This is a genomic window from Nocardiopsis sp. NPDC006938 (assembly GCF_042869555.1).
Classification (GTDB): domain Bacteria; phylum Actinomycetota; class Actinomycetes; order Streptosporangiales; family Streptosporangiaceae; genus Nocardiopsis.
Genome location: NZ_JBIAGA010000004.1, coordinates 241,230 through 263,116, shown reverse-complemented (window position 1 = coordinate 263,116; position 21,887 = coordinate 241,230). Strand labels below are relative to the sequence as shown.

Below are 21,887 nucleotides of genomic sequence, written 5' to 3'. Positions count from 1 at the left end.
CAACAATACAGTGTGCGCGTCATGTTAACGCCCCTTGAACAACGTTCCCTGTTTCCCTTTCGCCTCCGGACCGGCCACCAGCCCTGAAGGGGTTACACTCGACGTGACCAGGGGAGAACCGTGAGGCGACTCACAGATCGGAATCGACCGAAAGCGCGGGGGCAGCCTTGTTGCTTTCACCGATTCCCGACTACCTCGACGCCATCGTCGACCGCAGCGGACACGTCGTTTCCGGAGAACGGGCCGACTACATCCCGGAACTGGCGTCGGCCGATCCGGACCGCGTGGCCGTGACCCGTGCGCGGACAACGGGGCCGTTGACGCGAGCGGAGACGCTGACCACGCGTTCGGCGTCCAGCCATCCCCCCACCCTTCGCCCAGGCCCGGGCGATCGAGGACCACGGCGTGGAGTTCGCCCTGGAGCGCGTCGGGGTGGAACCCAGCGGCGAGGCCTTCACCGGGGCGGGCCACTCCCGGGCACGTGAACCGCGTGATCCACAGCCCCGCCGAACGACTGGACAGGAGTTCGAAAACATGTTCGAATAACGCCCATGCGCTGGGAGAACCTTCGTGAGGAAACCGACCACACCGGGCAGCGGGCTCTGTTCGCCCCCGCCGCACCCGCACCCTCGCGCGGCACCGGAAGGGCCGGGCTGGGCGCACCGGCCCCCGGTCCGGTACTCGCGGGACAGGACGGCGAGGCGGTCGCCATCGAGATCCGCGCCCGGTCCGTCATCAACCGGGTCCCCGGAGACGACCCCATGTTCCGGTGGACCCTCAACCCCTACCGGGGCTGTTCGCACGCCTGCGTGTACTGCTTCGCCCGCCGCACTCACGAGTACCTCGACCTGGACAGCGGACACGACTTCGACACACGCATCCTGGTCAAGGTCAACGCCGTCGAGCGGCTGCGCGCCGAACTCGCCCGCCCGTCCTGGACCGGCGAGCACATCGCGATGGGCACCAACACCGACCCCTACCAGCGCGCCGAGGGCCGCTACCGGCTGATGCCGGGGATCATCTCCGCGCTGAGGGACACCGCCAACCCGTTCTCCATCCTCACCAAGGGGACCCTGGTCCTGCGCGACCTACCCCTGCTCGAACAGGCGGCGCGGGTGACCCGGGTGGGCATGGCGGTCTCGGTCGGCTCCGTGGACCCCCGGGTCTGGCGCACCGTCGAGCCGGGCACGCCCAGCCCCCGCGCCCGTCTGGGCGTGGTCCGCGCGCTGAGCGAACGCGGCCTGGAGTGCTCGGTACTGATGGCACCGATCCTGCCCGGGTTGACCGACTCCGCCGAACAGATCGAGGAGACGGTGGCCGCCATCGCCGATGCCGGGGCGAGGCGTGTCTCCCCGGTCGTGCTGCACCTGCGGCCGGGCGCCCGGGAGTGGTACCGCGCCTGGCTGGCCCGGGAGCATCCGCGCCTGCTGCCGCTCTACCGCGAGCTGTACGGGGGCGGCTCCTACGCGCCCCGGTCCTACCAGCGGATCGTCACCACGGCCGTGCGCGAGATCGCCGCCCGGTACGGCCTCAACAGACCGGGTTCCCCCCGGGGCACCGAAGGCGCGGGCGGAGACGAGGCCGGAGAAGGCAGGAGCGGGGAGGCCGGGGGCGGGGAGGCTCCCGCGGGAGGAGCGGCCCGAGGTGACGAGCAGCTCCGACTCGATCTCCCCGTGGCCTAGCGGCGTGCCCGGCGCGGGGGCGCTCGCACGCCCCACCGGTACGGCCCCCGCTCCCCCGGGCCCTCGCCCGGCTGCCGCCGCGGCCCGGTGTACGGGTGCCGGTGATCAGTGCCGGTGTCAGTGCCGGGGAACGGCGGCCAGGGCGGCCGGGGTGACCACGCGCAGGAAGGGCACGACGGTCAGCAGCGCCGCCACGGCGAAGAACGCGAAGGCCGCCCGTATCCCCACCAGTTCGGCGAGCACACCCACCAGCGCCGCGCCCAACGGCATGGCTCCCCATCCGAACAGGCGGAACGCGGCACTGAACCGGCCCAACATGGCGTCGGGCACCATCCGCTGGCTGATGGTGCGGGTGTTGACGGTCCACAGGGTGCCGCCCATACCGCCCAGGAACGCGGCGGCGCCCACCACCCACAGGTTCGCGCTCAGCACCGGAACGGCCATCATCGCGGCGGTCCCGAGCAGATCGGCGAACATCGCCCAGCGCCTGCCCAGCAACCGGTTCACCCATCCCACGGTGAGCGCTCCGACGATGCCTCCGGCCCCGAGCGCGCTCATGAGCACACCGAACTCGGCCGCGCCGAGGTCCAGCAGTTCGGTGGCCACGAGCGGCATGAGCGCCAGCCACGCGCCCCAGCAGGCGCACAGCACGGTGAGCAGCAGTGCCATGCCGCGCAGCATCGGCTGCCGCCACAGGTAGGCCAGCCCCTCGCCGATCCGTTCGTGGACCGACCCCTGCGGGCGCGTTCCCCCCGCGTGCGGGGCGAAGCGCCCCACCAGGAACAGCAGCACCAGCATGCCCACCACGTACGCGGCCCCGGTGGCTCCCAGAGCGAGCCCGGCACCGACGGCCACCAGTACACCGCCGACGAAGGGACCGGTGAACTCCCCGCAGGCGGTCTCGGCTCCGGCCATCCAGGCGTTGGCGCGTTCGCGGCCCGGTGGGGTGACGGCGGCGGGGACCAGGGCCACCGACGCGGTGGTGGCCACGACCTCGGCCACCCCCATCAGCGCGGCGCCCGCGTAGAGCGGGAGGAGCGAGAGGGAGTCGGCGAGCAGGGCCGCCACCAGGCCCGCCATGGTCGTCACCCGGACCAGGTTGGCGGCGAGCAGCAGCGCGCGGCGGTCGAAGCGGTCCACCAGCACGCCCACGTGTAGAGAGGTGAGCAACCAGGGCAGCGTGAGGACGGTCGCGACCGCCGCGACGAGCCCGGGCGAGGAGGTCAGCGTGGTGGCGACCAGGGGCAGGGCCACCTTGAGCACGCCGTCCGCGAGGTTGGTGAGCGCGGTGAAGGCGACCAGGACACCGGTGTTGCGCGCGTCCGAACGGGCACCGGAACGCGTCGTGGCGAGGAGCTTCGACATGACTAACCACCTTAAGCTTTTTGGTGGATAGTAGCCCGGAATGGGCGGCACCGACAGTGGGTTTGCACCAGAACAGACCCGTAACCGCTAACCTTGGTTGACCAGTTACTCGAAGGAGGCGAACATGGAACGCCCGCCCGCTGCCGCCCGCGTCGAACTGTTCACGAACACCTTCGACCTGGAGAGTGGCCGCGACGAGCTGTCCACGCCCGAGGACCTGACCCGCTGGCTACGCGAGCAGGGCCTGGTCGGAGCCGGAACCCGGGCCGACGAGGCCGACCACCGGGCCTTCACGGACCTGCGCGCCGGGCTGCGGGCCGCCCTGGACGGCGCCGACGCCGATCCGCACGCGCTGGCGCGGGGAGACGCGCTCCTGGCGGAGCTGCCGCTGCTGGCCTCCCTCTCCCCCTGCCAGCGGACACTCGTCCCCGACCCGGACCTGGGCCCGGTGCGCGCGGCGTGCGCCTCGCTGGCCCTGGACTGGGTACGGCTGGTGACCACCGGGGACGTGGCGCGGCTCAAGAGGTGCGCGGAGCACACCTGCCTGTGGGTGTTCTGGGACGGCTCCCGCAACCAGAGCCGCCGCTGGTGTTCGATGCGGGTGTGCGGGAACCGGACCAAGTCCCGTCGGCACTCCGAGCGGGAGCGCCGAGCGCGCACGCGGGACTGAGGTTCTTTGGAGAACGGCTCTCCTGTGGAGAGGCGATGGAGGGGTTGGAGCGATTGCTATCGACCCGAACCGACACCTTTACGTTGTAGATTCGCATGGGTGGCGCCGGGTGTCTCACCCGAGCTTTCGCGCCTCCTCGGCGCGGCGTACCATCTCCCCGATCCACACCGGCGCGTACGGGGTGAGGCACCCGGGCGGGGTCGGGTAGTCTTCCAGGACCCGCAACCGCTCCCCGATCGCCACCGCCCGCTCGCGGTACTCCGGGTGGTCGATACCGATCCGCGCCAGGCAGTTGTTCATCTCCCACTGCAACCGGTCGGGGGCGTCGGCCATGCCGTCCTCGATGGTGTCCAGCAACCCCGGTAGGTCCAGCCCGTCGGGCCGCTTCCCGACCCGCTCGACAGTCAGCGCCCAGCCCGCGCTCGCCACCACCGGGTCGGGGTCGTCGAACCAGGCCAGGCGCAGCTCCTCGGCGTGCGGGCCCTTCTTGACCACGTAGTTGACCAGCCAGTCGTGCACCTTGGGAGTGCGCGCCCCGCGCAGCATGGCGTCCAACTCGTCGCGGCCGAACTCCCGGGGGCGGCAGACGAGCAGCGCGAGCAGCCGCGCGGCGCTGTCGCCGGTCGCCCAGAGCTCCACTGCCAGGTCCTGTCGCTTCTTGAGCCGTTTCGCCACGGCCCGCAGCTTGGTGAGGTTCACACCGTGGTCGTCGCCGTGCCTCTCGTTGACCGCACGGACCCGGGCGTCCTCCAACCCGGCCAGCTCCGCCATGACCTCGTCCACCGTCGTCTCGACCACCTCGACCACCCCTCCCCCACTCGACGCACCCAACCTACGCCGGGCGGAGGACCCGAACGCACAGGTCGGTGCACACGTCGTGGAGGGGGTGCCCCGGGATCACCACGACGCGACGACCGGGTCCACGTGCCCCTCGCGCGACCACGCTTCGGAGAAGCGGCCGAGCCGCTCCGCTGAGGCGGTTCCGACCACCTCCGCGATCCGTCCGTCCCGCATCCCCAGGGCCATGACCCCCACGACCCGATCACCCAGGGCGACGACCATGGCGGGCGAACCGTTGACCACGGTGGCGTGGACCGACGGTGATCCGCCCACCAGGCGTCTCTTGGCCTCGGTGGGCCGGAACCCGGCACGCAGCACGGAGGCGACCTTCTGCGCCCCGGAGTGCCACCGCACCCTTCCGAAGCCCCCGGCCCCGTCGCTGACCACGGTCGCGTCGTGCGTGAGCAGCGCCACCAGCCGCTCGGTCCGACCCGAGGAGGCGGCCTCCACGAAGGCCTCCACCACACGCCGGGCGACGGCGCGGTCGACCTCGCGGGTCTCCCGCTCGGCGCTGACCCGGCGCCGTGCCCGGTGGGCGTGCTGTTGGCTCGCCGACTCGCTGATGTCGAGGATTCCGGCGATCTCCGCGTGTGTGTAGGAGAAGGCCTCCCGCAGCACGTAGACGCCCCGTTCCACGGGAGTGAGCCGCTCCATGAGCAGCAGGACCGCCAGGTTCACCGAGTCGCGCTGTTCGGCGGTCTCGGCGGGGCCCAGCATCGGGTCGCCGTCCAACAGGGGCTCGGGGAGCCAATCCCCCGCCGCCCGCTCGCGGCGTGCCCGCGCCGACCGCAGCCGGTCCAGGGCCAGGTGGGTGACGACCCGGGTGAGCCAGGCCTCGGGGACCTCGACGCTCTCGCGGTCGGCACCCTCCCAGCGCAGGAAGGCGTCCTGCACGGTGTCCTCGGCGTCGGCGGCGGAGCCGAGTAGACGGTACGCCAACGAGGCCAGCCGGTCCCGGTTGGCCTCGAAGCGCGCCACTGCGGCGGTGTCCACGCGGGTCACGTTAGTCGGCGACCGCCCCGGCCGGCCTGACCGTGGCGGTCAGGCGAAGCCGGCGCACCGGCAGACCGTAGGTGGGGTGACCCATGGTCCAGGCGACGGTGGAGATCACGCACCTCTTGAAGAACGCGACACCCCGGCCGCGCAGAGAGGAGGCCTTCGCCCGCGCCTGCTTGTCGACGCCCTGGTAGATCGCGTTGTCGCGGCCCAGGCTGACGCAGTTGCCCAGGTAGCCGAGCGGGGTGGGCCAGGACCGGTGTCCGGTGAGGTCCGCGATGATCGCGGCGGTGGCCCGCATACGGGTGAACCCGGCCGAAGCGCAGGACATCGGCAGCGGGAGGCCGTTGTCACCGACAGCCAGGACGCTGTCACCCGCGGCGTAGACCTCGGGATGGGAGACCGAACGCATTCCTTCGTCCACGATCATCCTGCCCCGCTCGTTTACGGCCAGTCCGCCGTGCGCGGCGATCGGGTGGACGGCGAACCCTGCCGCCCACACGATCATGTCGGCGTGCAGCGTCTCTCCCGTGTCGGTGGTCGCCCGCCCGCGTTCGACCCGGGTGACCGCGCTGTTCTCACGCACGGTGACACCCAGCCGTTCGAAGGCCGCCAGCGTGCGGGAACGGGCCTGATCCCCCAGCCATCCACCCAGTTCACCACTGGTGGCCAGGGTGACACGCAGCCCGGGGTGAGCCTGCGCGACCTCGGTGGCCGTCTCGATGCCGGTGAGGTTGCCCCCGACGAACAGCACCCGCCCCGTGCCGTTCAGTTCCCGGAGCCGGTCGCGCACCCGCGACGCGGCCTCCCTGTCGGCCACGTGCAGGGTGTGCTCGGCGGCGCCGGGCACCCCACCGTGGCCGACGGTGCTGCCCAGGGCGTACAGGAGGGTGTCGTACCCCAGCTCCTCGGTACCGGACCCCGAGTCCACCGACACCGACCGCCGGTCGGCGTCGACCGACGTGACCCGTGCGACCCTCAGTCGGATGCCGGTGCCCGCGAACATCTCGGCGAGTTCCCGGCTCCTGGTGTCGCGACCGGCGGCCACCTGGTGCAGGCGCATCCGCTCGACGAAGTGGGGGGAGGAGTTGACGACGGTGATGTCCACGTCGTCAGAGTGCAGGCGGCGGGCGAGAACCCCGGCTCCGGCCGCTCCGGCGTACCCGGCCCCGAGAACCATGACGCGGTGTCGCATGATCGTGCTCCTGTCCGTTCGTGTACGCCTTGAACGGGACGGCTTCCGTATCCCTGACAGCTCCGCGATGTGATCTGACCCACATGCCCATGCGCCACCACCTTGACGTCGTCGATCTCCCTTCGAAGGGGCCCGCGTCAACGCGTGGCGGTATCCGCGCGTGACCTCCTGGCGTAGATGGGGAGGCGCAACCACCCCGTCACGCCCGGGCGAGCCGTCACTCACTCAGCCGAAGCGACCACGACTCCTCCGTCACACTCGGACTTCGGAGGCGATCGCGTACGTGGTCGATGAGGCCGTACCACAAACTGGTACTCCGTCGCAGGAAGACTGACCTCCATGCCCACATGCGGCCAGATATCCGCCTTCCACACCACGGAGGGCCCCAGATTGCTAGCGTCTCGTGCCAGACCCCCAGACGTCACTGCCGCACCAGTGGTCGTCACCGAACTCGGACACCCGGAGGCCGTGTGCCCACCCCGTGGACACTCTCCCCTGCCCCCTCGGCCCTCACACACCGCACCCGGTCACTGACCCCGTCCCAGCTGGCCACGCCTCGAATCAGACGGGCGCACCCGGGCCGCTCGTCCCGAACGGCCGCCCAGGCCTGAGCACCGAGCACGGTCGGCCCCGACTCTCGGCACGGCCGTCCGGCCCCTGCCCGGCAGGAAACCCACCGCGTCGTGACCGCTCCGACGTCCGTGCTTCCTGTTCGCCCCCGGAATCCCTGCCCCTCACCCGGAACGGACACGTATGAGCCCGAACGACCACGACCTGGTCGTCATCGCCCTCTCGGGGGTACAAGCCTTCATTACTGAGTCCCGGACCACGATGGACCTGTGCGCTGCGAGCCAGATCGTCGCCCGCCTTGTGGAAAGGGCGGTCGACCACCTGGCCGGTGACCACGGCGCGGAGATGGTGTTCCCCCAACACCCTGGCAACAGCGAAGTCCGCAGGCGCGAGGCTCAGGACGGCATGCCCAACCGAGTGGTGGCCCTACTGCCCGGGGGAACCGGACCAGTGGCGGCCCGGTCCACCCACGACCTGGTCACAAGGACCTGGGAGTCCTGGGTACGGGCGGTCTTCGATCAGCAGGACCGTCCCACGCCCGGCTGGCCCACGGTTCAGTGGGTGAGCGTGCCGGTCGACAGCTCCTACGAGGACGCGTGGACCACGGCGCAACGCGCCCTGGCCGCACGCAAGAACACCCGTGACTTCGTCCAGCCCACCGATGACGGCGTCCGGGAGCTCTGCGTCCTCTCTCCGCGATGGCGTTCGGTCGATCCTCCGTCCGAGGTCAAGGCGGCCGCCACCACCGGTCGGTACGATCACCTGCGTTCGGAGAACCTGGCCACGGCCAACTGGGTGAAGCGGTTCTGGCATCGGAAGTCGGGCGAACCAGCTCCATCCGGCTTCCCCTCCACACACGCGATCGCCTCCGGGCCCTTCCGTCGTGGGGTACTCGAGCGCTACTCCTCGGACAAGCGGGTCGCCGACGCCGTTCAGTTCCTGGAGTTCTGTGCCACAACCGTGACCGGCAAGGACACGGACAACAAACAGATCCCGGAACGCCCGATGAACTGGCCCGGGGTCGCACACGGAGACGACGTCACCACATGGTTCCGCGGACTGGGTGCCCGTTGGGTGTATCCGGAAGCGTGGCATGTCGAAAGCCTGGCGCAGGAGTTCCCGCACGCCTCTTCCCACACCGAATTCATCGATACGGTCCGAGCGGGCCGTGAGGCCTCCCTCGACCTGATCACGGCCATGCGTTCCCAGCCCGTGCGCTTCCCCGACCCGCACCTGGCGGTCCTGGTCCAGGACCTGGACTTCATGGGCTCCTACCTCTCCGGCCGGGAGAAGGGACAGGACGGGAAGCCGCTGAAGGTCTCGGTCGAGAACCACACGAACGTCTCCCGGCTCCTGTCCGAGATCGCCCGCGAACAGAGCGAGATCATACGTTCGTTCGGGGGAACGGTCGTGTACGCCGGAGGTGACGACCTACTCGCCCTGGTTCCGGCCTCCGTCGCTCTGGACGCCGCACAGGCCTGCCACGATTCCGTCCCCGAGCAGCTCCCCACAGCCAGCACGGGGCTCTCCTTCTTCCACAACGACTCCCCCCTTCAGCAGGCGGTCCAACGCGGGCAGGAACTGTTAGCCAAGGCCAAGGAACGCAGGGACAAGCACGCGCTCGGTGTGGGGGTCCTCCGGAACAGCGGCGCACGCTTCGAGTGCGTCCTCAACTGGTCCGACGATCCGGGCCCGCTGAGAGCGCTCCGAGTCTTCACCCGTAGGGACACGGCGTTCCACGTTCGTGTGACCCCGGGCCTCCTGAACGACGTCCAGGCCGAACACCGGCACCTGAACCCGAGCACCCCCGACCAGCCGGGCGAGGTCCTGCCCGTGTACGCGGCTCGCAAGGAGCTGCGCCGGTTGGTCCGACGCCACACGCGGACGGAATCGGTCGATGGCGGCGCCACCGGCCGTGACAGGGGCACCGCACGTGAGGCGTTCGTCGAGGACACGGCCACGGCCCTGGAGTGGATGGCTCCGGCAAGGGACCTCGTCAGTGCGGACGCCGTCCGTGTCGCCCTGTTCCTACTCGAGGAGGCCTGATGCCCGATACCGCGCCCACCTCCTGGCTGGCCGTCACCCCCCACGACACCATCCAGATCCGGGACGGCCGCACCTTCGACGCCGGATCTGGGGGGATGGCTCAGACGGTGCACCCATGGCCCTCCACCATCGCCGGTGCCCTGGTTCCGGCTCTCGGCGGCGAACCCGAGAGCGTGCGCGGACCGATCCTGGCCAACCGAGTGTTGGACGAGTGGGAGCTCCACTTCCCGACGCCGCTCGACCTGGTCCGGGTGACCGACCGCACGAAGCAGCGGGAGGACATCCAGCGGTTACGCTTCCCCACCGAACCATCACGGGCCAGCACTGACCTGACCTCTGGCGAACGCGGGAAAGCCACTGCGGGGTTGCGCCCCCTGCTCCTGCCCGAGGAAGATGACGCCGAACAGATGACGGGCGTGATCCGTGGCGAGACCCTGTCCGTCTATCTGCGGGGAGAGCTCGAGGACAGGAAAGAAGACTCGTTGGTGTCGGCCTCCGACCTCGACGAGATCGACCTGCCGCTGACCCCCGAGACACGTGTGGGTCTGGGGTTGGACCCGAGCACCCGCACGGCCCGCACGGGACACCTGTACAGGAGCGTGCATCTGCGGTTGCGGGAATCCTGGGCGTTCTGCGCCGAGATCACCCCCTCCGAGAGGCAACGCCGGCGCGGGACCGCGGAACGTCCCGACGGACCGGTGCGCTTCGGCGGTCTGGGACGTCTGGCGGACGTGTGCCCCGCGCCCAGCGCCGCTTGGCCCGAAGCTCCCCGAACGTTCCCTGACGGGCGGGTCCTGGTCTACGTGGCCACCCCCGCCGTGTGGCCCGACGGCTGGCTGCCCCCCATACCCGAGGGGGCGGAGCTCCTCTCCGCCTGTGTCGGCTCCCCCCTCCCCGTGGCCACCGCGTCTCAGAGGCGCGGACACAGTCGTCTGGGCAAGCGTTCCCTGATGTGGGCCGTCCCTCCGGGGTCGGTCTACTACCTGAAGTTCACCCATCCTGACGACGCCGCCGCCTGGTCCGTCTCCGCGCACGGCCGAGCGCTCTCTCCAGCGGGCCAGGACCGTATGGACACGGCTGGGTTCGGCGTCATCCTGACCGGAGTGTGGTCGTGAGAGAGTACCTGCTGTATCTGTACGCCGAATCCCCCGTGCACGCGGGCGGCGCCGAGTCCGACGGGCTGGTGGACCTGCCCATCCAGCGTGAGGTCTCCACCGGCTATCCCGTCATCTGGGGGCAGAGTCTCAAGGGGGCGCTGCGCCAGGCGGCCCACGACGCCCAATGGAACGCCGGGAGGGAAGCAGGTTCCGGCGAGCACCAGCTGTCAGCGGTGGAACAGGTCTTCGGCAGAATGGCGAGCGGTGGTGACGACGACGTCCGCAACACGACCGCCGGGCTGCTGTCAGTCGGTGACGCCCAACTCGTGGCTCTGCCGGTTCCGACACTCCAGCGGGGTTTCGCCTGGGCCACCTCCCGGCTGGCCCTCTCGCGCCTGGCCCGCAAGCACGCTCGCCTGAACTCCGGCCACACGCCCCCGGACGTCCCGGAGGTCGGGGAGGACTACGGCCTGTGCGCCAATGTGGAGTGGACTCACTCCGGGCAGGTGATCGGTCCCTGCGTGGTGAACATCCAGGAGGAGGAAGGGGAGCGGCGGCTGGCTGCCTGGGCCGGACTGATCGCGCGGGAAGGCATCGGAACCGAGCCGCACATGTCGGTCCCCGGGGCCAAGTTCCGGGAGGACCTGCTGATGGTGGGCGAAGCGGTGATGGCACAGCTCCTGCGTGAGTGCACCGAACACTCGGTCCGCGTCCAGTTGGAGCAGAACAGCAAGGTCGTCAAGGAGGGCCCCTTCACCAGCGAATACCTGCCGACCGAGACCCTGATGGTCTCGGTTCTCACACTGCGGGAGCGCGGTGGTTCCGAAGACCTCGAACATCACCACGAGCTCCTCCGAGAACTACTCCACGGCCGGGTCCTCCAGATCGGTGGAGACGAGACCCTCGGCAAGGGGCTCATGTGGGCTCGACTCGTGGAGGCCACATGAACAGGGCCCCTGCCAGGGTGGACCAGAACCTGGCCTCGATCGCAGTCAAGATTCTCACCAATACCAGCACGGGGGAAACGAATTCCGACACCGATACGGTGACTCAGGAAGTGCGCACCCGTATGCGGCAGCTCCCCTCCCAACTCCGTGGCAGCGGTCTGACCGCCACCTATGCGTTCGTTCTCGCCAAGGCGGAAAAGGAGGGGAACGAACCTCTACGTAGCGCGTACGCGGGACTCGCGGACGCGATCGCGGAGCAGGCGTTCGCCAACGGCTACCTCCCCCGCCCCCAGAACGACCCGAATCGACACGGGTCAGCGAAGGGCCAACAGGACGCGGGACGGCGAGACTTCATGAGCGCCCTCTGTCAGGCCTCCCCCGCCCAGTACAGCCGGGTGTCGGCCGCCGTCGACGCACTGGCCGTGTGGCTGAGTCGCCTGGCCGAGGCCTACTACGAACCGGCGGCGGGAGCGGGTGACGACCATGGCGAAGAACAAGGCGACCGGTAGGAAGAAGGGCGACCGCCCCCTGTCCATCGATCCTCGGGACGCCGCGCTCGGTCCCCTGGGGACTCAGGTGTGGGCTTTCCAGAAGCGCCACACGAAGAACACCAAGGCGCCACAGGAAGTGACGGGTCGGAAGGGGAAGACGCTCCACCCAGGCGAGACATCGATCAAGTTCGGGCGCTCCACCGTGGAGGGCGACGGCAATGCGCTGATCATCCTCCGACGCCTGTACTTCGAGGACCGACCGGGAGAACCGAAGAATTCGGAGAAGGGGCGCCTCGACGGTTGGATCGCCCACGAACCACTGCACACCTGGGCCAGCAGCCACGCCCTCGGAACGCACCACACCTACCTGAACTGCGTTCTCGAGCGCAGGAGCGCGATGTTGCGACAGTGGTCCGGCGCTCCCCCGACCAGCGGGGACGGTACCCCCGGGAGGTCGGCCCGCCGACCCCACGTACGTCGGCTCCGAATCTCGGCAGAATGGCGACTGGTCACCGGTCTGGGTCTTCGATTCGGTGTGTTGGACAGCGGTCTGGCCCTGCACGGCACCTACGGGTGGCCCGTGATCCCCTCATCAACACTCAAGGGACTGCTCGCCTCCCACGCCCATCAGACAGAACAGGACCAGGAGCTCGTCCGCCGTCTACTGGGGGACCCGCGTCCCGGGCTCTCTCCCGCTCCGGGGAGTGAAGGGTCCGGAGGGCGCGGATCGGTGGTCTTCCTCGACGCCCTGCCCGAGCCCGGGGCGGTGGGTGTCCACCGTGACGTCATCACACCGCACCAACAGCCCTACTACACCAGCGCCTCTCGCCTCGGGGACGAGGCGGAGTCCGTGGAACCGTCGCCAGTTCCGGTGACACCGCCAGCTGAACACCACAATCCGGTGCCAGCGCCCTTCCTGTCCATCAGCGGACACCTGCTCGTGGACCTGGTGGGGGAATCGGTCGAGGACCTGAACACGGTCCGGGACTGGCTCGTGTCCGCAGGAGAGGACATCGGCATCGGAGCTCGCACCAGCGCGGGATACGGCTATTTCACCTGTGAGGACGTCAAGGAGGAGTCCTGGTGATCGCCCAGAGGAAATCCTTCCACCTCGTCACGGTGGGGGTGAGTATCATCGATCACTTGCAGACGCCCCGAGCCGAACTGAAGAAATACATTCCCGACACTCACGAAGATCACCATCAGCTGCGGGCGAGGATCTGGAAGAGGAACGCAGCGATCTACGACAAGCAGAGCGAGGAGATCGATCTCGAGAAGGACAGCGAGCTCGCTTCCGAAGAGCTGGAAAACATTCTGACACGAAGGTCCGGGGAGGAATACTCCACAAGCATCGAACTGATCGAATTCATCAAACCCAAGCTGTGGCCCCGGGAAGTCAGTGCAGAACTCTCCGCGGTTGCCAGTCTGAACGGGACCACCCAGATCCCTTCGGACGATACCGCCATCCTCGTCGCCAGCGACACCAGAAAGGGCCTCCGGGCCGCCCTGCTGAACGCCGCCGCCATGGCCGGAGGCAGGCTGGACCGGGTCCGCTACTTTCCCGAACCGACCTCGGACATCGCCGAAGAGGAGGGAAACGTCATCGTCGTGCGCCTCCCCGGCCTGGACGCACGGGACGAAGACCGGCTCATCGAGGCCATGCGCGGATTGGGCGCACTGGGTCTGGGAATCCGGGACCTTCTCCATCAGCACATGGGAAGCATGGCGCACTTCCACCTCTCGGGTGGTTTCAAGACGGCGCTCCCCTTCTTCCTGGGGCTCGCCGAGGCGATGCAGGGGTTGTGCGGTAGGGGCCGGATCAGGGCACACACCATCCACGAAACCAGCCGGGACCTGCGGTCCGTGGTCATACCTCTGCGCTCGCATGACGCCGAACTGCTGAGGGAACAACTCGCCAGCGCGAGGTACGACGGCTACTACGACGACGATCCACCGAACGGAAGGCCTCTCAACGGGTACGCCTACACAAGGGAGGATTCGAAATGGAGGCTGACTCCCTACGGGTTCATCCTGCGTCCTCTCTTCGTCGATCACGCGATCCCGCCCCACGAATCATGAGCGAGGAAGACCCACCCCTAGTCGACATCAGCGCGACCCTGGCCAAGCGCCTTTCCCGGGGATTCGGAGCCGCAGACGAATCCCGAACCGCCCTTGCAGAATCAGACAGGAGTTCATTCGAGGCAAAAAGCCTCACATCCCTCGTCAAGGACTTGGACGAAGAACAAGCGAACGAGAGGACACCGCTCACTCTCAACCCTAACTTTCACAGCTTATTCGACAGGAATCCCCACCTGGTCCGCGCTTTGATCCATCGTCCACACGAGTTCCTCCGGGGGCTCGATTCGACCATGAACACAGAGAACGAGAACTTCGGATCGCTGCGAAAATGGGCCATCTTCGCTTTCATTGCCCAGGCACTCTGGGACTATGTCGACTCAGGGCCATCCGCCAGCAGAGCCCACCGCAGGCTCCTTCCGCAGGTTTCCAGAATTCGGTTCCTCGCGCTTTCGGAACCCTTTCGCCACAGACCCGAAGAGATCAGGGACGGCGGGTCCCTTTATCAGGAGATGACACAGGTCTTCGGGCCGATCAGCTCACACCTCCTCCTACGCAACGCCTGGGAGGCCCGAGATGTCTGGAGGTCACACGTGGACCTCTACCAAACCGTCCCCGCATTCCATCACGCTCCCCCCGAAGCCCTGGAAACCGAGGTCCGCGATCTGGCTTTCACGTCCTCCGACTCCAGATCGCCCCTGATCCTCGCCGCACCCATCCGACTGGAAAAGAGTGACGCGAGCCCCAGGAAGGGCGAAGGACTCCAGACGCCCCCCGCAGACCAGGCCGTGGTGGAGTGGGCAGTAGAACACCACCTTCTCCCCAGATTCGCTCTCCGCGAGGCCAGAGTGGCCACCATAGGGAAGTCAGACCCGCTGCTCTGGGCGACACTGGTACTTACGGCGGTTACGTTTGTCGCGGCTATCATCTCACTCTCTCCCCCTTTCCCCCCGTCGAACTGGATATCCTCCGTTCCCTCCCTGTACCTCTCGCTCATCACTGGCGCCCTGGTATATGCCATGATCGCTTGGGGAACACTTTCCCGAGGCCGAACATGGGCCATGCCCATGATGCTGAGGCTTCCCGCAGCAGCCACTCTGGGCATGATCGTCCTGATCGCCCTGCCTCCCCACTGGTGGATGAGGATGACATCCATCCTGGAGATCGTTCCCCTTGTCTTTCTGACGCTCGGCGTGTGTTTCGGCTACCTGTTGTTGGAAGCGCGCAACCACAACACCGGCCCCGCCAAGGAGAGGAAGACGGGTGATCACACCAGGTCCAGGCCGGAGGTGGAAAGGGAAGGACGTTCGACCAGCAGGACCATGGCGGCACGAGCGGCCCTGGTACTGGCGATCGGGCTGGTGCATTCCTTCTTGGTGGCCCTGCTCGGGTTGGGCGTCGTGGCGCCCGTCTTCTCCCAAGAAGGCGAGCAGCTAGCCATGATCCTGCAGAACCCGGGAACCTCCGTGGTCCTCGACCCGCCCGCAACCGGATCGGAGGATTCCGTCCCCTGTCCCTTGGCGATCCTGCTCGCAGCCACCGTCTGGTGTCTGGCAGCCGGAGTCTTCTCCCAGATCCTCTGGGATGACCAACCCGTGACCGCGCCTCTCGGCCATCGACGCTGGCGCTCAGAAAAGTAGGACGACATGGCGTGGACCGAATTCAACCTGACCGTGACCAGTCCCCTGTTCAACGGTAACGCCCTCGACACGGGCCTTCATGTCTCCTCCATGCGCGGAGTGCTGCGCTACTGGTTCCGAGCGCTGGCCGCTCACCACGCGGGAAACGACATCGCCGCACTCGCCCAAGGGGAACGGAAGGTGTTCGGCAGCACACGAAACCCCTCTCCGGTCCGGATGCGTCTGTCCGGACAGCCCGACCCCAGCACGTTGATCGGCGCCGGGGACACCGCTTTCCCACGGGACGCGAACGCCACGTGGGTGGACTACCTGCTCGGGCAGGGACTGAGCCCGTACGGATCAGGCCAGACACTCAGAAAACGTCCGTTCACCGAACCGGGACACAGGTTCACACTGAAGATCAGGTTCAGCGGGAACGAAGTGGTGAACTCGCTGTTCCTCGCGTCCTTGTGGTTGGCATGCGCCTACGGAGGGTTCGGCGCCCGCACCCGGAAGGGCTTCGGCGGTGTCAGGCTGACCCACAAGAAGGGGTACCTGCCTCCCGCATGGAACGAGGACACGGTCAGCACCCCCGGCCTGCAGCACTACCTGGACTTGGGACACCTGCCGGTGGTCGGCCCGCTGGAAGCGTGCGCGAACCTGTTGCCCGATTTCATGCCAGTTCGCAGAAGCGATCTCGCCGCCGAAAGGCCCCACTATCCGGCGATAGGAGAGGGACACACGAAGGCGGCCACCAGCACCTTCCATGGGCGGACCTGGCGCGAGGTGGCGGGCGCGACCGGCGAACGTTATCGAAGGTTCCGTGCGAACAGGCAGCATTCGACTGCCTCCTACGATCTTAAGTTGAAGACCTTCGAGCACCAGGACGTGGTCATCGACGGAGGAGACCACTTCCGCTTGGGAGCTCTCGGGCTTCCGGTGAACTTTCCCGGCTACGGCGCGGTCAACGTGTTCGAGAACGATGTCAGCCTGCGTCGCGCCTCTCCCCTGTGGTTCCGCTTCGTGGGCGGTGACGGTGACGAGTACCGATTGTTCTCCTTCGCCTTCCTGAACACCTTTCTCCCCACCACGGAAGGCGCGCGGGTCGAGTTCCAGGCGCAGGGGGCCAGGCGTCGACGCCCCCTGCGGGTCGATGACGTCGACGTGCTGACGCAGGTCAGCGCTTGGATGGAATCGACCCACCACGACGAGATGCCGGACAGGATCAGGTGAGAGGGGGCGGGGTGCTCGCCGCACCGCCGCCCCGCCGTTCACGTCCCTCCCCCTACCTCGCCGGGAGAATCCTGCCGGTGACCTCGCCGAAGTCGACCCTCGAACCGTCCGGGCCTGGCGCGGTCGCGGTGATGGTGACCTCGTCGCCGTCCTCCAGGAAGGTGCGCTCGGTGCCGTCGGGCAGCCGCAGCGGCTCCTTGCCCGACCACGTGAGCTCCAGGAAGCAGCCGCGCTGGTCCGCCTCCGGGCCGCTCACCGTCCCCGACGCGTAGACGTCGCCGGTGCGCAGCGACGCCCCGTTGACGGTCATGTGCGCGAGCTGCTGGGCGGCGGTCCAGTACATCTCGGAGAAGGGCGGCGTGGCGACGAGGTGTCCGTTGAGCCGCACCTCCAACCGCAGGTCCAGGCCCCAGGACCGCGCGCCCCGCAGGTAGGGCAGCGGTTCGGGGTCCTGGGCGGGCTGCTCGACGCGGGCCGACTCCAGGGCGGCGACCGGCACCACCCACGGGGAGACGGACGTGGCGAACGACTTGCCCAGGAACGGGCCCAGCGGGACGTACTCCCACGCCTGGAGGTCGCGCGAGGACCAGTCGTTGAGGAGGAACACCCCGAACACGTGGTCGGCGAAGTCGTCCACCGCCACGCGCTCCCCCATCGGGCTGGGGGTGCCGACGACGAAGCCCACCTCGGCCTCGATGTCCAGGCGCGCCGACGGCCCGAACACCGGGGCGGGTTCGGTCGGGGGCTTGCGCTGGCCGGTGGGGCGGACGATGTCCGTGCCCGAGACCACGATGGTGCCCGAGCGGCCGTGGTAGCCGATGGGCAGGTGTTTCCAGTTGGGGGTGAGCGGCTCCTGCTCGGGGCGGAAGATGCGTCCCACGTTGGTGGCGTGGTGCTCGGAGGCGTAGAAGTCGACGTAGTCGGCGACGGTGAAGGGCAGGTGCAGGGTCACCGTGGCGCGGTCGACCAGGTGCGGGCGCACGGCCGCCTCGTGGGCGGGTTCGGTCACCCACGAGGTGAGAGCCGCCCGGACCTGCTCCCACACGGGCCGCCCGGCCGCCAGGAGCGCGTCCAGGTCGGGCCCGGAGACGGACTCCGCGAAGGGGGCGCCGAGATCGCGGGCGACCGCTCCCAGGTCGAGGACGTGGTCGCCGATGGCCACACCGACCCGGGTTCCGGGGGTGCCCTCGGTGGAGAACACGCCGTAGGGCAGGGTGGCCGGGCCGAACTGCGTCTCCGGGGCGATGTCGAGCCAGCTGTCAGGCATGGAGTGTGCTTTCTGCGAGTGGGTGGGGTCAGGTGTGGAGCGCCCCGAGGACGAGGAGGTCCTCCAGGGGTTCGGCGATGCTGCATGTGCCGAAGGAACGGAATCTCGACCGGATACGGGCCGCCTCGGTGACGGTGAGCGCCCCCGCCCGCGCGGCCAGGGCGGGGCCGTCGCGGTCGGCGAGGTCCCGCGCGGCCTCGGTCCGGTCCCCGCTGGTGAGCAGGGTGTGGGTGGCCAGCAGCACGTTGAGGAAACCGTGCTGTTCGAAGCCCTCCCCGGTGGTGTGGCGGACGGCGTGGTGGAGCCCCGCCGTGCACTTGAACGCGACACCGGCGGTGACGGCGGCGGCCATCAGCGCGGCGAGTTCGGCCTCATCCGGGTGCGCCTGCGGGGTGAGACCGCCGGTGCGGAACTTGGCGTGCGCGCCCGTTCCGGCCAGGGCCGCGACGTCGGCGGCGGCGCCCGCCCCACGGGCGACCTCCACGTAGGCGTCGGCCTCGCCCGCCAGCGCCCGCACCACCGTGTCGGCGGTGGCGGCGGCCGCGCCGGGAGCGGACGCCACCTCCACCCCGGCCAGGGTCAGGGCGGGGTCGGCACGCACGGCGTCGACCGCCGCGGCCACGCCCTGGGTCCCGCCGGGGACGGTGACCACGAGCGCGAGCGCGGCGTGGTCACCGTCCTCCCGGGAGAGCACCGCGCGCAGTTCGGCCAGGCGCGCGTCCGCGACCAGGAAGGGGCCCACGTAGGGCGCCCGGCGCGAGGCCAGGTGGTCCCGGTGGGCGGGGATCGCCTCGCCCAGGGGCGCGTTACCGGGCGGGAACAGCGCGGCGTCGTCGAACAGGGCACCGTAGAGGGTGCGGGCGGTGTCGCTCACGCCTGCCCCTGTTCCCGCTGGGCCCGCCGCCCCTTGGCCCAGGTCCACGCGTAGGTGCCGTCGTCCACGGCGGCGCCGCCCTCGCCCAGGTCCAGGGGACGGAAGGTGTCGACCATGACCGCGAGCTCGTCGAAGGCCTCCGCGCCCACGCTGCGCTCGTAGGCGCCGGGCTGCGGTCCGTGCGAGTGGCCGCCGGGGTGCAGGGAGATGGAGCCCTGGCCGATACCGGAGCCCTTGCGGGCCTCGTAGTCGCCCCCGCAGTAGAACATGACCTCGTCGGAGTCCACGTTGGAGTGGTAGTACGGCACCGGGATGGCCTCGGGGTGGTAGTCCACCTTGCGCGGCACGAAGTTGCAGATGACGAAGTTGTGGCCCTCGAACACCTGGTGGACGGGCGGCGGCTGGTGGACACGGCCGGTGATGGGCTGGAAGTCGTCGACGTTGAACACGTACGGGTACAGGCAGCCGTCCCATCCGACCACGTCGAAGGGGTGGGTGGGGTAGGTGTAGCGGGTTCCGGAGATCCCGCCCGGCCCGTCGCCCCGGTGCTTGATGAGCACGTCGACGTTCTCGCCCTCGACCAGCAGGGGACCCTCGGGGCCGCGCAGGTCGCGTTCGCAGTAGGGGGCGTGCTCCAGCAGCTGGCCGTAGCGGGACAGGTAGCGCCTGGGCGGGGCGATGTGGCTGTTGGCCTCGACCACGTAGGCGCGCAGCGGTGCGTCGCCGGTGGGCACCCAGCGGTGGGTGGTGGCGCGCGGCAGGATCACGTAGTCGCCGCGGCCGACCTCCAGCAGGCCGAACACGGTCTCCACGCGGGCCGTGCCCGACTCGACGTACACGCACTCGTCGCCGATGCCGTTGCGGTACAGCTCGGAGGGCGCTCCGGCGACCACGTAGGAGATGCGCACGTCGCCGTTACCGAGTACAAGGCGTCGGGACTCGACGACGTCGTTGGTCCGCCACTCCTCTCCCTGGAACAGGTCGTGGAGTTTGAGGTGGCGCGGCACCATCGGGGCGTTGCGCCGCAGGGACTGGTCGGGGACCTCCCACTCGGCGGCGTCGACGATCGCGGACGGGATCGCCTTGTGGTACAGCAGCGAGGAGTCGGCGGAGAAGCCCTCCTCCCCCATCAGCTCCTCGTAGTACAGGCCGCCGTCGGGGTTGTGGTGCTGGGTGTGGCGGGTGCGGGGCACCGCGCCGACGCTGCGGTAGTACGCCATGTCCGGTCTTCCTCCTTGGTTGGGTCCGGTGGTCTGTCGGGAGCCGCGCGGTCTAGGCGGGAACGGTGTCGGTGGCGGGGCGGCCCAGGGCGGTGCGGACCGCCGCGCGGACGGCGTCGGGGTCGTGTCCGGACACCACGGCGGCGACGTGGGCGTCGGGTCGCACGAGCCAGACCTGCCCGGGCAGGGGGTCGAGCGCCCCGCGCAGGGCTCCGGTGGTGTCCACGTCGTCGAGGAGCAGGGTGGTGACGGGGGCCGGGGTGGCGCCGGTGGCGGCCGCGTGAACGGCGGCGCGGTCGGCGTCCCGGCCCAGCAGCAGCGTGAGCCCCTCACGTAGGAGTGGGCGCAGGCGGGTGAGTTCGGGGCGGCCGGGGACGGTGACGGGGGCGTCGGGCAGGATCACGCCGGGGCAGGGCGCGGGAGCCTGGCCGCGCGGGGGGCGGCCTCCGAAGGGGCGTTCGGGGCAGGCCGTGGTGAGCGCGGAATCGGTGTACCAGAACGGTTCGGCGAGTCGCCCGGAGTCGACCATCGGGTGGGCGACGGGGTCGTTGACCGCCCTCTCCAGGACGCTGACGCGGAGCTCGTGCTCGGCATCGTCCTGCGGCACCAGGAACCGCATGGTGGCGCTGGTGACCTCGGCGTTCTCCAGAGCGGCGGCGTGACGCTCGGTGTGGTAGCTCTCCAGGAGCGCCTCCCCTGCCCAGCCGTCACGCACGTAGGCCAGTTTCCAGGCGGCGTTCTCCGCGTCCTGGACCCCGGAGTTGAGGCCGCGCGCGCCGAACGGGGCGACCAGGTGGGCGTTGTCACCGGCGAGCAGAACGCGCCCCGAGCGCATGCGGTCGGCAACGCGGGTGTGGAAGCGGTACACCGAGTGCCAGACGATCTCGTAGGGGGTGTCGCCGATGATCTGCCGGATGCGGGCGTCCAGGCGGCCGCTGGACTCCTCCGCCTCCAGGTCGAAGTCGGAGGGCACCTGCCAGTCGATGCGAAAGACCGAGTCGGGGCAGGGGTGGATGAGGACCTGGCGCCCCGGGTTCCACTCGGGGTCGAAGTAGAAGCGGCGTTCCCGCTCCCAGTCGCCGAGGTCGGCCCGGATGTCGCAGATGAGGAAGCGGTCGTCGAAGCTCGTGCCGGAGAAGTCCAGGCCGAGGGCCTTGCGCACCACGCCGCCGTGAGCCCCCATGCACGACAGCGCGTGCGAGCCACGCAGGCGTACCGGGCCGCGCGGGGTGGCGCACTCCACGGTGACGCCGTCGGCGTCCTGGTCGATCGCGGTGACCTCGTGGCCCCAGCTGATCCGCACCCCGGCCTCGGCCAGGAGCCCGTCGAGGACCTCCTCGGTGCGGGACTGGGAGATGTTGACGAAGGAGGGCAGGGAGGAGGCGCCGGGGTCGGGCAGGCGCACGCTGAAGAGCTCGTGCTCCCGGTAGAAGGTGCGGGCCGTGTCCCAGGTCAACCCCTCCTCGATGATCCGTCCGCCGCCGAGCCACTCCCAGACGTCGAGGACGTCGCGCTGTTGGCAGATGGCCTTGGAACCGACCGCGTCGCGTTCGGGGCGGCCGTCGACGACCAGTACGGGGACCCCACGGCGGGCCAGCAGCAGGGCCGCGGTCTGACCGACCGGCCCCGCGCCGAGCACCAGGACGGGGTCGGTGCCGGTGTCGGCTGGGGTGCGAGGCGCGGGGGGGCGCATGATGGA

General features: G+C 69.4%; 18 protein-coding genes. 10 read left to right on the top strand and 8 right to left on the bottom strand.

Translation table 11 applies throughout. From position 1 onward, the window contains the following. The first annotated feature begins 551 nt into the window (after positions 1-551). Complete coding sequence (locus tag ACFYL4_RS08625; RefSeq protein WP_387517542.1) at positions 552-1,682, top strand: Rv2578c family radical SAM protein; 1,131 nt, start codon at positions 552-554, stop codon at positions 1,680-1,682. A 117-nt stretch (positions 1,683-1,799) separates the two neighbouring features. On the opposite strand, the gene ACFYL4_RS08620 is transcribed toward ACFYL4_RS08625, so the two are convergent. Then, positions 1,800-3,047: an MFS transporter gene (locus ACFYL4_RS08620; protein ID WP_387517540.1), complete on the bottom strand. Its 1,248-nt coding sequence runs from the start codon at positions 3,045-3,047 to the stop codon at positions 1,800-1,802. Positions 3,048-3,171: 124 nt separating this feature from the next. Here ACFYL4_RS08620 and ACFYL4_RS08615 point away from each other — a divergent pair, with 124 nt between their 5' ends. Beyond that, positions 3,172-3,717 carry a CGNR zinc finger domain-containing protein gene (locus tag ACFYL4_RS08615; RefSeq protein ID WP_387517538.1) on the top strand — a complete coding sequence of 182 codons (546 nt, stop codon included), beginning with the start codon at positions 3,172-3,174 and terminating at the stop codon, positions 3,715-3,717. 114 nt (positions 3,718-3,831) lie between these two features. On the opposite strand, the gene ACFYL4_RS08610 is transcribed toward ACFYL4_RS08615, so the two are convergent. The 3 genes from ACFYL4_RS08610 to ACFYL4_RS08600 all read right to left on the bottom strand — a co-directional run bounded on the left by ACFYL4_RS08610 (position 3,832) and on the right by ACFYL4_RS08600 (position 6,748). Further along, positions 3,832-4,488: a DNA alkylation repair protein gene (locus ACFYL4_RS08610; RefSeq protein WP_387517801.1), complete on the bottom strand. Its 657-nt coding sequence runs from the start codon at positions 4,486-4,488 to the stop codon at positions 3,832-3,834. 126 nt (positions 4,489-4,614) lie between these two features. Then, positions 4,615-5,550, bottom strand: coding sequence for a sigma-70 family RNA polymerase sigma factor (locus ACFYL4_RS08605; protein ID WP_357764601.1), 936 nt, complete (start codon positions 5,548-5,550; stop codon positions 4,615-4,617). 10 nt (positions 5,551-5,560) lie between these two features. Continuing rightward, the gene (locus ACFYL4_RS08600; RefSeq protein WP_387517536.1) at positions 5,561-6,748 is read right to left on the bottom strand and encodes an NAD(P)/FAD-dependent oxidoreductase; all 1,188 of its coding nucleotides are present in this window, start codon (positions 6,746-6,748) and stop codon (positions 5,561-5,563) included. A gap of 753 nt (positions 6,749-7,501) precedes the next feature. Here ACFYL4_RS08600 and ACFYL4_RS08595 point away from each other — a divergent pair. Genes ACFYL4_RS08595 through cmr1 form a run of 8 tightly spaced genes read left to right on the top strand, consistent with a single transcriptional unit; the run spans position 7,502 to position 16,827 of the window. Continuing rightward, positions 7,502-9,364, top strand: coding sequence for a type III-B CRISPR-associated protein Cas10/Cmr2 (locus ACFYL4_RS08595; protein ID WP_387517534.1), 1,863 nt, complete (start codon positions 7,502-7,504; stop codon positions 9,362-9,364). Then, positions 9,364-10,479, top strand: coding sequence for a type III-B CRISPR module-associated Cmr3 family protein (locus ACFYL4_RS08590; protein WP_387517532.1), 1,116 nt, complete (start codon positions 9,364-9,366; stop codon positions 10,477-10,479). Before ACFYL4_RS08595 ends, ACFYL4_RS08590 begins: the two co-directional genes overlap by 1 nt. After that, positions 10,476-11,408 carry a type III-B CRISPR module RAMP protein Cmr4 gene (gene cmr4 / locus ACFYL4_RS08585; protein ID WP_387517530.1) on the top strand — a complete coding sequence of 311 codons (933 nt, stop codon included), beginning with the start codon at positions 10,476-10,478 and terminating at the stop codon, positions 11,406-11,408. Before ACFYL4_RS08590 ends, cmr4 begins: the two co-directional genes overlap by 4 nt. Before the next feature lie 17 nt (positions 11,409-11,425). After that, the gene (gene cmr5, locus ACFYL4_RS08580; RefSeq protein ID WP_387517528.1) at positions 11,426-11,917 is read left to right on the top strand and encodes a type III-B CRISPR module-associated protein Cmr5; all 492 of its coding nucleotides are present in this window, start codon (positions 11,426-11,428) and stop codon (positions 11,915-11,917) included. After that, positions 11,892-12,986 (top strand): type III-B CRISPR module RAMP protein Cmr6, encoded by a 1,095-nt coding sequence (cmr6, locus tag ACFYL4_RS08575; RefSeq protein ID WP_387517526.1) that lies wholly within the window; start codon positions 11,892-11,894, stop codon positions 12,984-12,986. The genes cmr5 and cmr6 overlap by 26 nt, the downstream gene beginning before the upstream one ends. Further along, a complete protein-coding gene (locus ACFYL4_RS08570; RefSeq protein ID WP_387517524.1) occupies positions 12,983-13,978 on the top strand; it encodes a hypothetical protein in 996 nt (331 codons plus the stop codon). The genes cmr6 and ACFYL4_RS08570 overlap by 4 nt, the downstream gene beginning before the upstream one ends. Then, on the top strand, positions 13,975-15,615 hold the full coding sequence (locus ACFYL4_RS08565; protein ID WP_387517522.1) for a hypothetical protein: 1,641 nt from the start codon (positions 13,975-13,977) through the stop codon (positions 15,613-15,615). The genes ACFYL4_RS08570 and ACFYL4_RS08565 overlap by 4 nt, the downstream gene beginning before the upstream one ends. Positions 15,616-15,621: 6 nt before the next feature. Beyond that, complete coding sequence (cmr1, locus tag ACFYL4_RS08560) at positions 15,622-16,827, top strand: type III-B CRISPR module RAMP protein Cmr1 (protein WP_387517521.1); 1,206 nt, start codon at positions 15,622-15,624, stop codon at positions 16,825-16,827. Between the two features lie 52 nt (positions 16,828-16,879). Here cmr1 and fahA read toward each other — a convergent pair whose 3' ends face one another. From fahA to ACFYL4_RS08540, 4 genes are read right to left on the bottom strand one after another with little or no spacing between them, the layout of a single operon-like run. Beyond that, positions 16,880-18,094, bottom strand: coding sequence for a fumarylacetoacetase (gene fahA, locus ACFYL4_RS08555; RefSeq protein ID WP_387517519.1), 1,215 nt, complete (start codon positions 18,092-18,094; stop codon positions 16,880-16,882). Positions 18,095-18,122: 28 nt separating this feature from the next. After that, entirely contained in the window at positions 18,123-18,968 is an 846-nt protein-coding gene (locus ACFYL4_RS08550) for a hypothetical protein (RefSeq protein WP_387517517.1), read from the bottom strand. Then, positions 18,965-20,188, bottom strand: a complete 1,224-nt coding sequence (locus ACFYL4_RS08545; RefSeq protein ID WP_387517515.1) for a homogentisate 1,2-dioxygenase — start codon at positions 20,186-20,188, stop codon at positions 18,965-18,967. The genes ACFYL4_RS08550 and ACFYL4_RS08545 overlap by 4 nt, the downstream gene beginning before the upstream one ends. Positions 20,189-20,240: 52 nt before the next feature. Continuing rightward, positions 20,241-21,881, bottom strand: coding sequence for an FAD-dependent monooxygenase (locus tag ACFYL4_RS08540; RefSeq protein WP_357764586.1), 1,641 nt, complete (start codon positions 21,879-21,881; stop codon positions 20,241-20,243). Positions 21,882-21,887: the final 6 nt, after the last annotated feature.

Excerpts from the sequence above, each read along its gene's own strand:
- ACFYL4_RS08565 (WP_387517522.1), top strand. The coding sequence starts at position 13,975 with ATGAGCGAGGAAGACCCACCCCTAGTCGACATCAGCGCGACCCTGGCC.
- fahA (WP_387517519.1), bottom strand. The coding sequence starts at position 18,094 with ATGCCTGACAGCTGGCTCGACATCGCCCCGGAGACGCAGTTCGGCCCG.
- ACFYL4_RS08540 (WP_357764586.1), bottom strand. The coding sequence starts at position 21,881 with ATGCGCCCCCCCGCGCCTCGCACCCCAGCCGACACCGGCACCGACCCC.
- ACFYL4_RS08595 (WP_387517534.1), top strand. The coding sequence starts at position 7,502 with ATGAGCCCGAACGACCACGACCTGGTCGTCATCGCCCTCTCGGGGGTA.
- ACFYL4_RS08590 (WP_387517532.1), top strand. The coding sequence starts at position 9,364 with ATGCCCGATACCGCGCCCACCTCCTGGCTGGCCGTCACCCCCCACGAC.
- ACFYL4_RS08615 (WP_387517538.1), top strand. The coding sequence starts at position 3,172 with ATGGAACGCCCGCCCGCTGCCGCCCGCGTCGAACTGTTCACGAACACC.
- cmr1 (WP_387517521.1), top strand. The coding sequence starts at position 15,622 with ATGGCGTGGACCGAATTCAACCTGACCGTGACCAGTCCCCTGTTCAAC.
- ACFYL4_RS08545 (WP_387517515.1), bottom strand. The coding sequence starts at position 20,188 with ATGGCGTACTACCGCAGCGTCGGCGCGGTGCCCCGCACCCGCCACACC.
- ACFYL4_RS08600 (WP_387517536.1), bottom strand. The coding sequence starts at position 6,748 with ATGCGACACCGCGTCATGGTTCTCGGGGCCGGGTACGCCGGAGCGGCC.
- ACFYL4_RS08620 (WP_387517540.1), bottom strand. The coding sequence starts at position 3,047 with ATGTCGAAGCTCCTCGCCACGACGCGTTCCGGTGCCCGTTCGGACGCG.
- cmr6 (WP_387517526.1), top strand. The coding sequence starts at position 11,892 with ATGGCGAAGAACAAGGCGACCGGTAGGAAGAAGGGCGACCGCCCCCTG.
- ACFYL4_RS08625 (WP_387517542.1), top strand. The coding sequence starts at position 552 with ATGCGCTGGGAGAACCTTCGTGAGGAAACCGACCACACCGGGCAGCGG.
- ACFYL4_RS08610 (WP_387517801.1), bottom strand. The coding sequence starts at position 4,488 with ATGGCGGAGCTGGCCGGGTTGGAGGACGCCCGGGTCCGTGCGGTCAAC.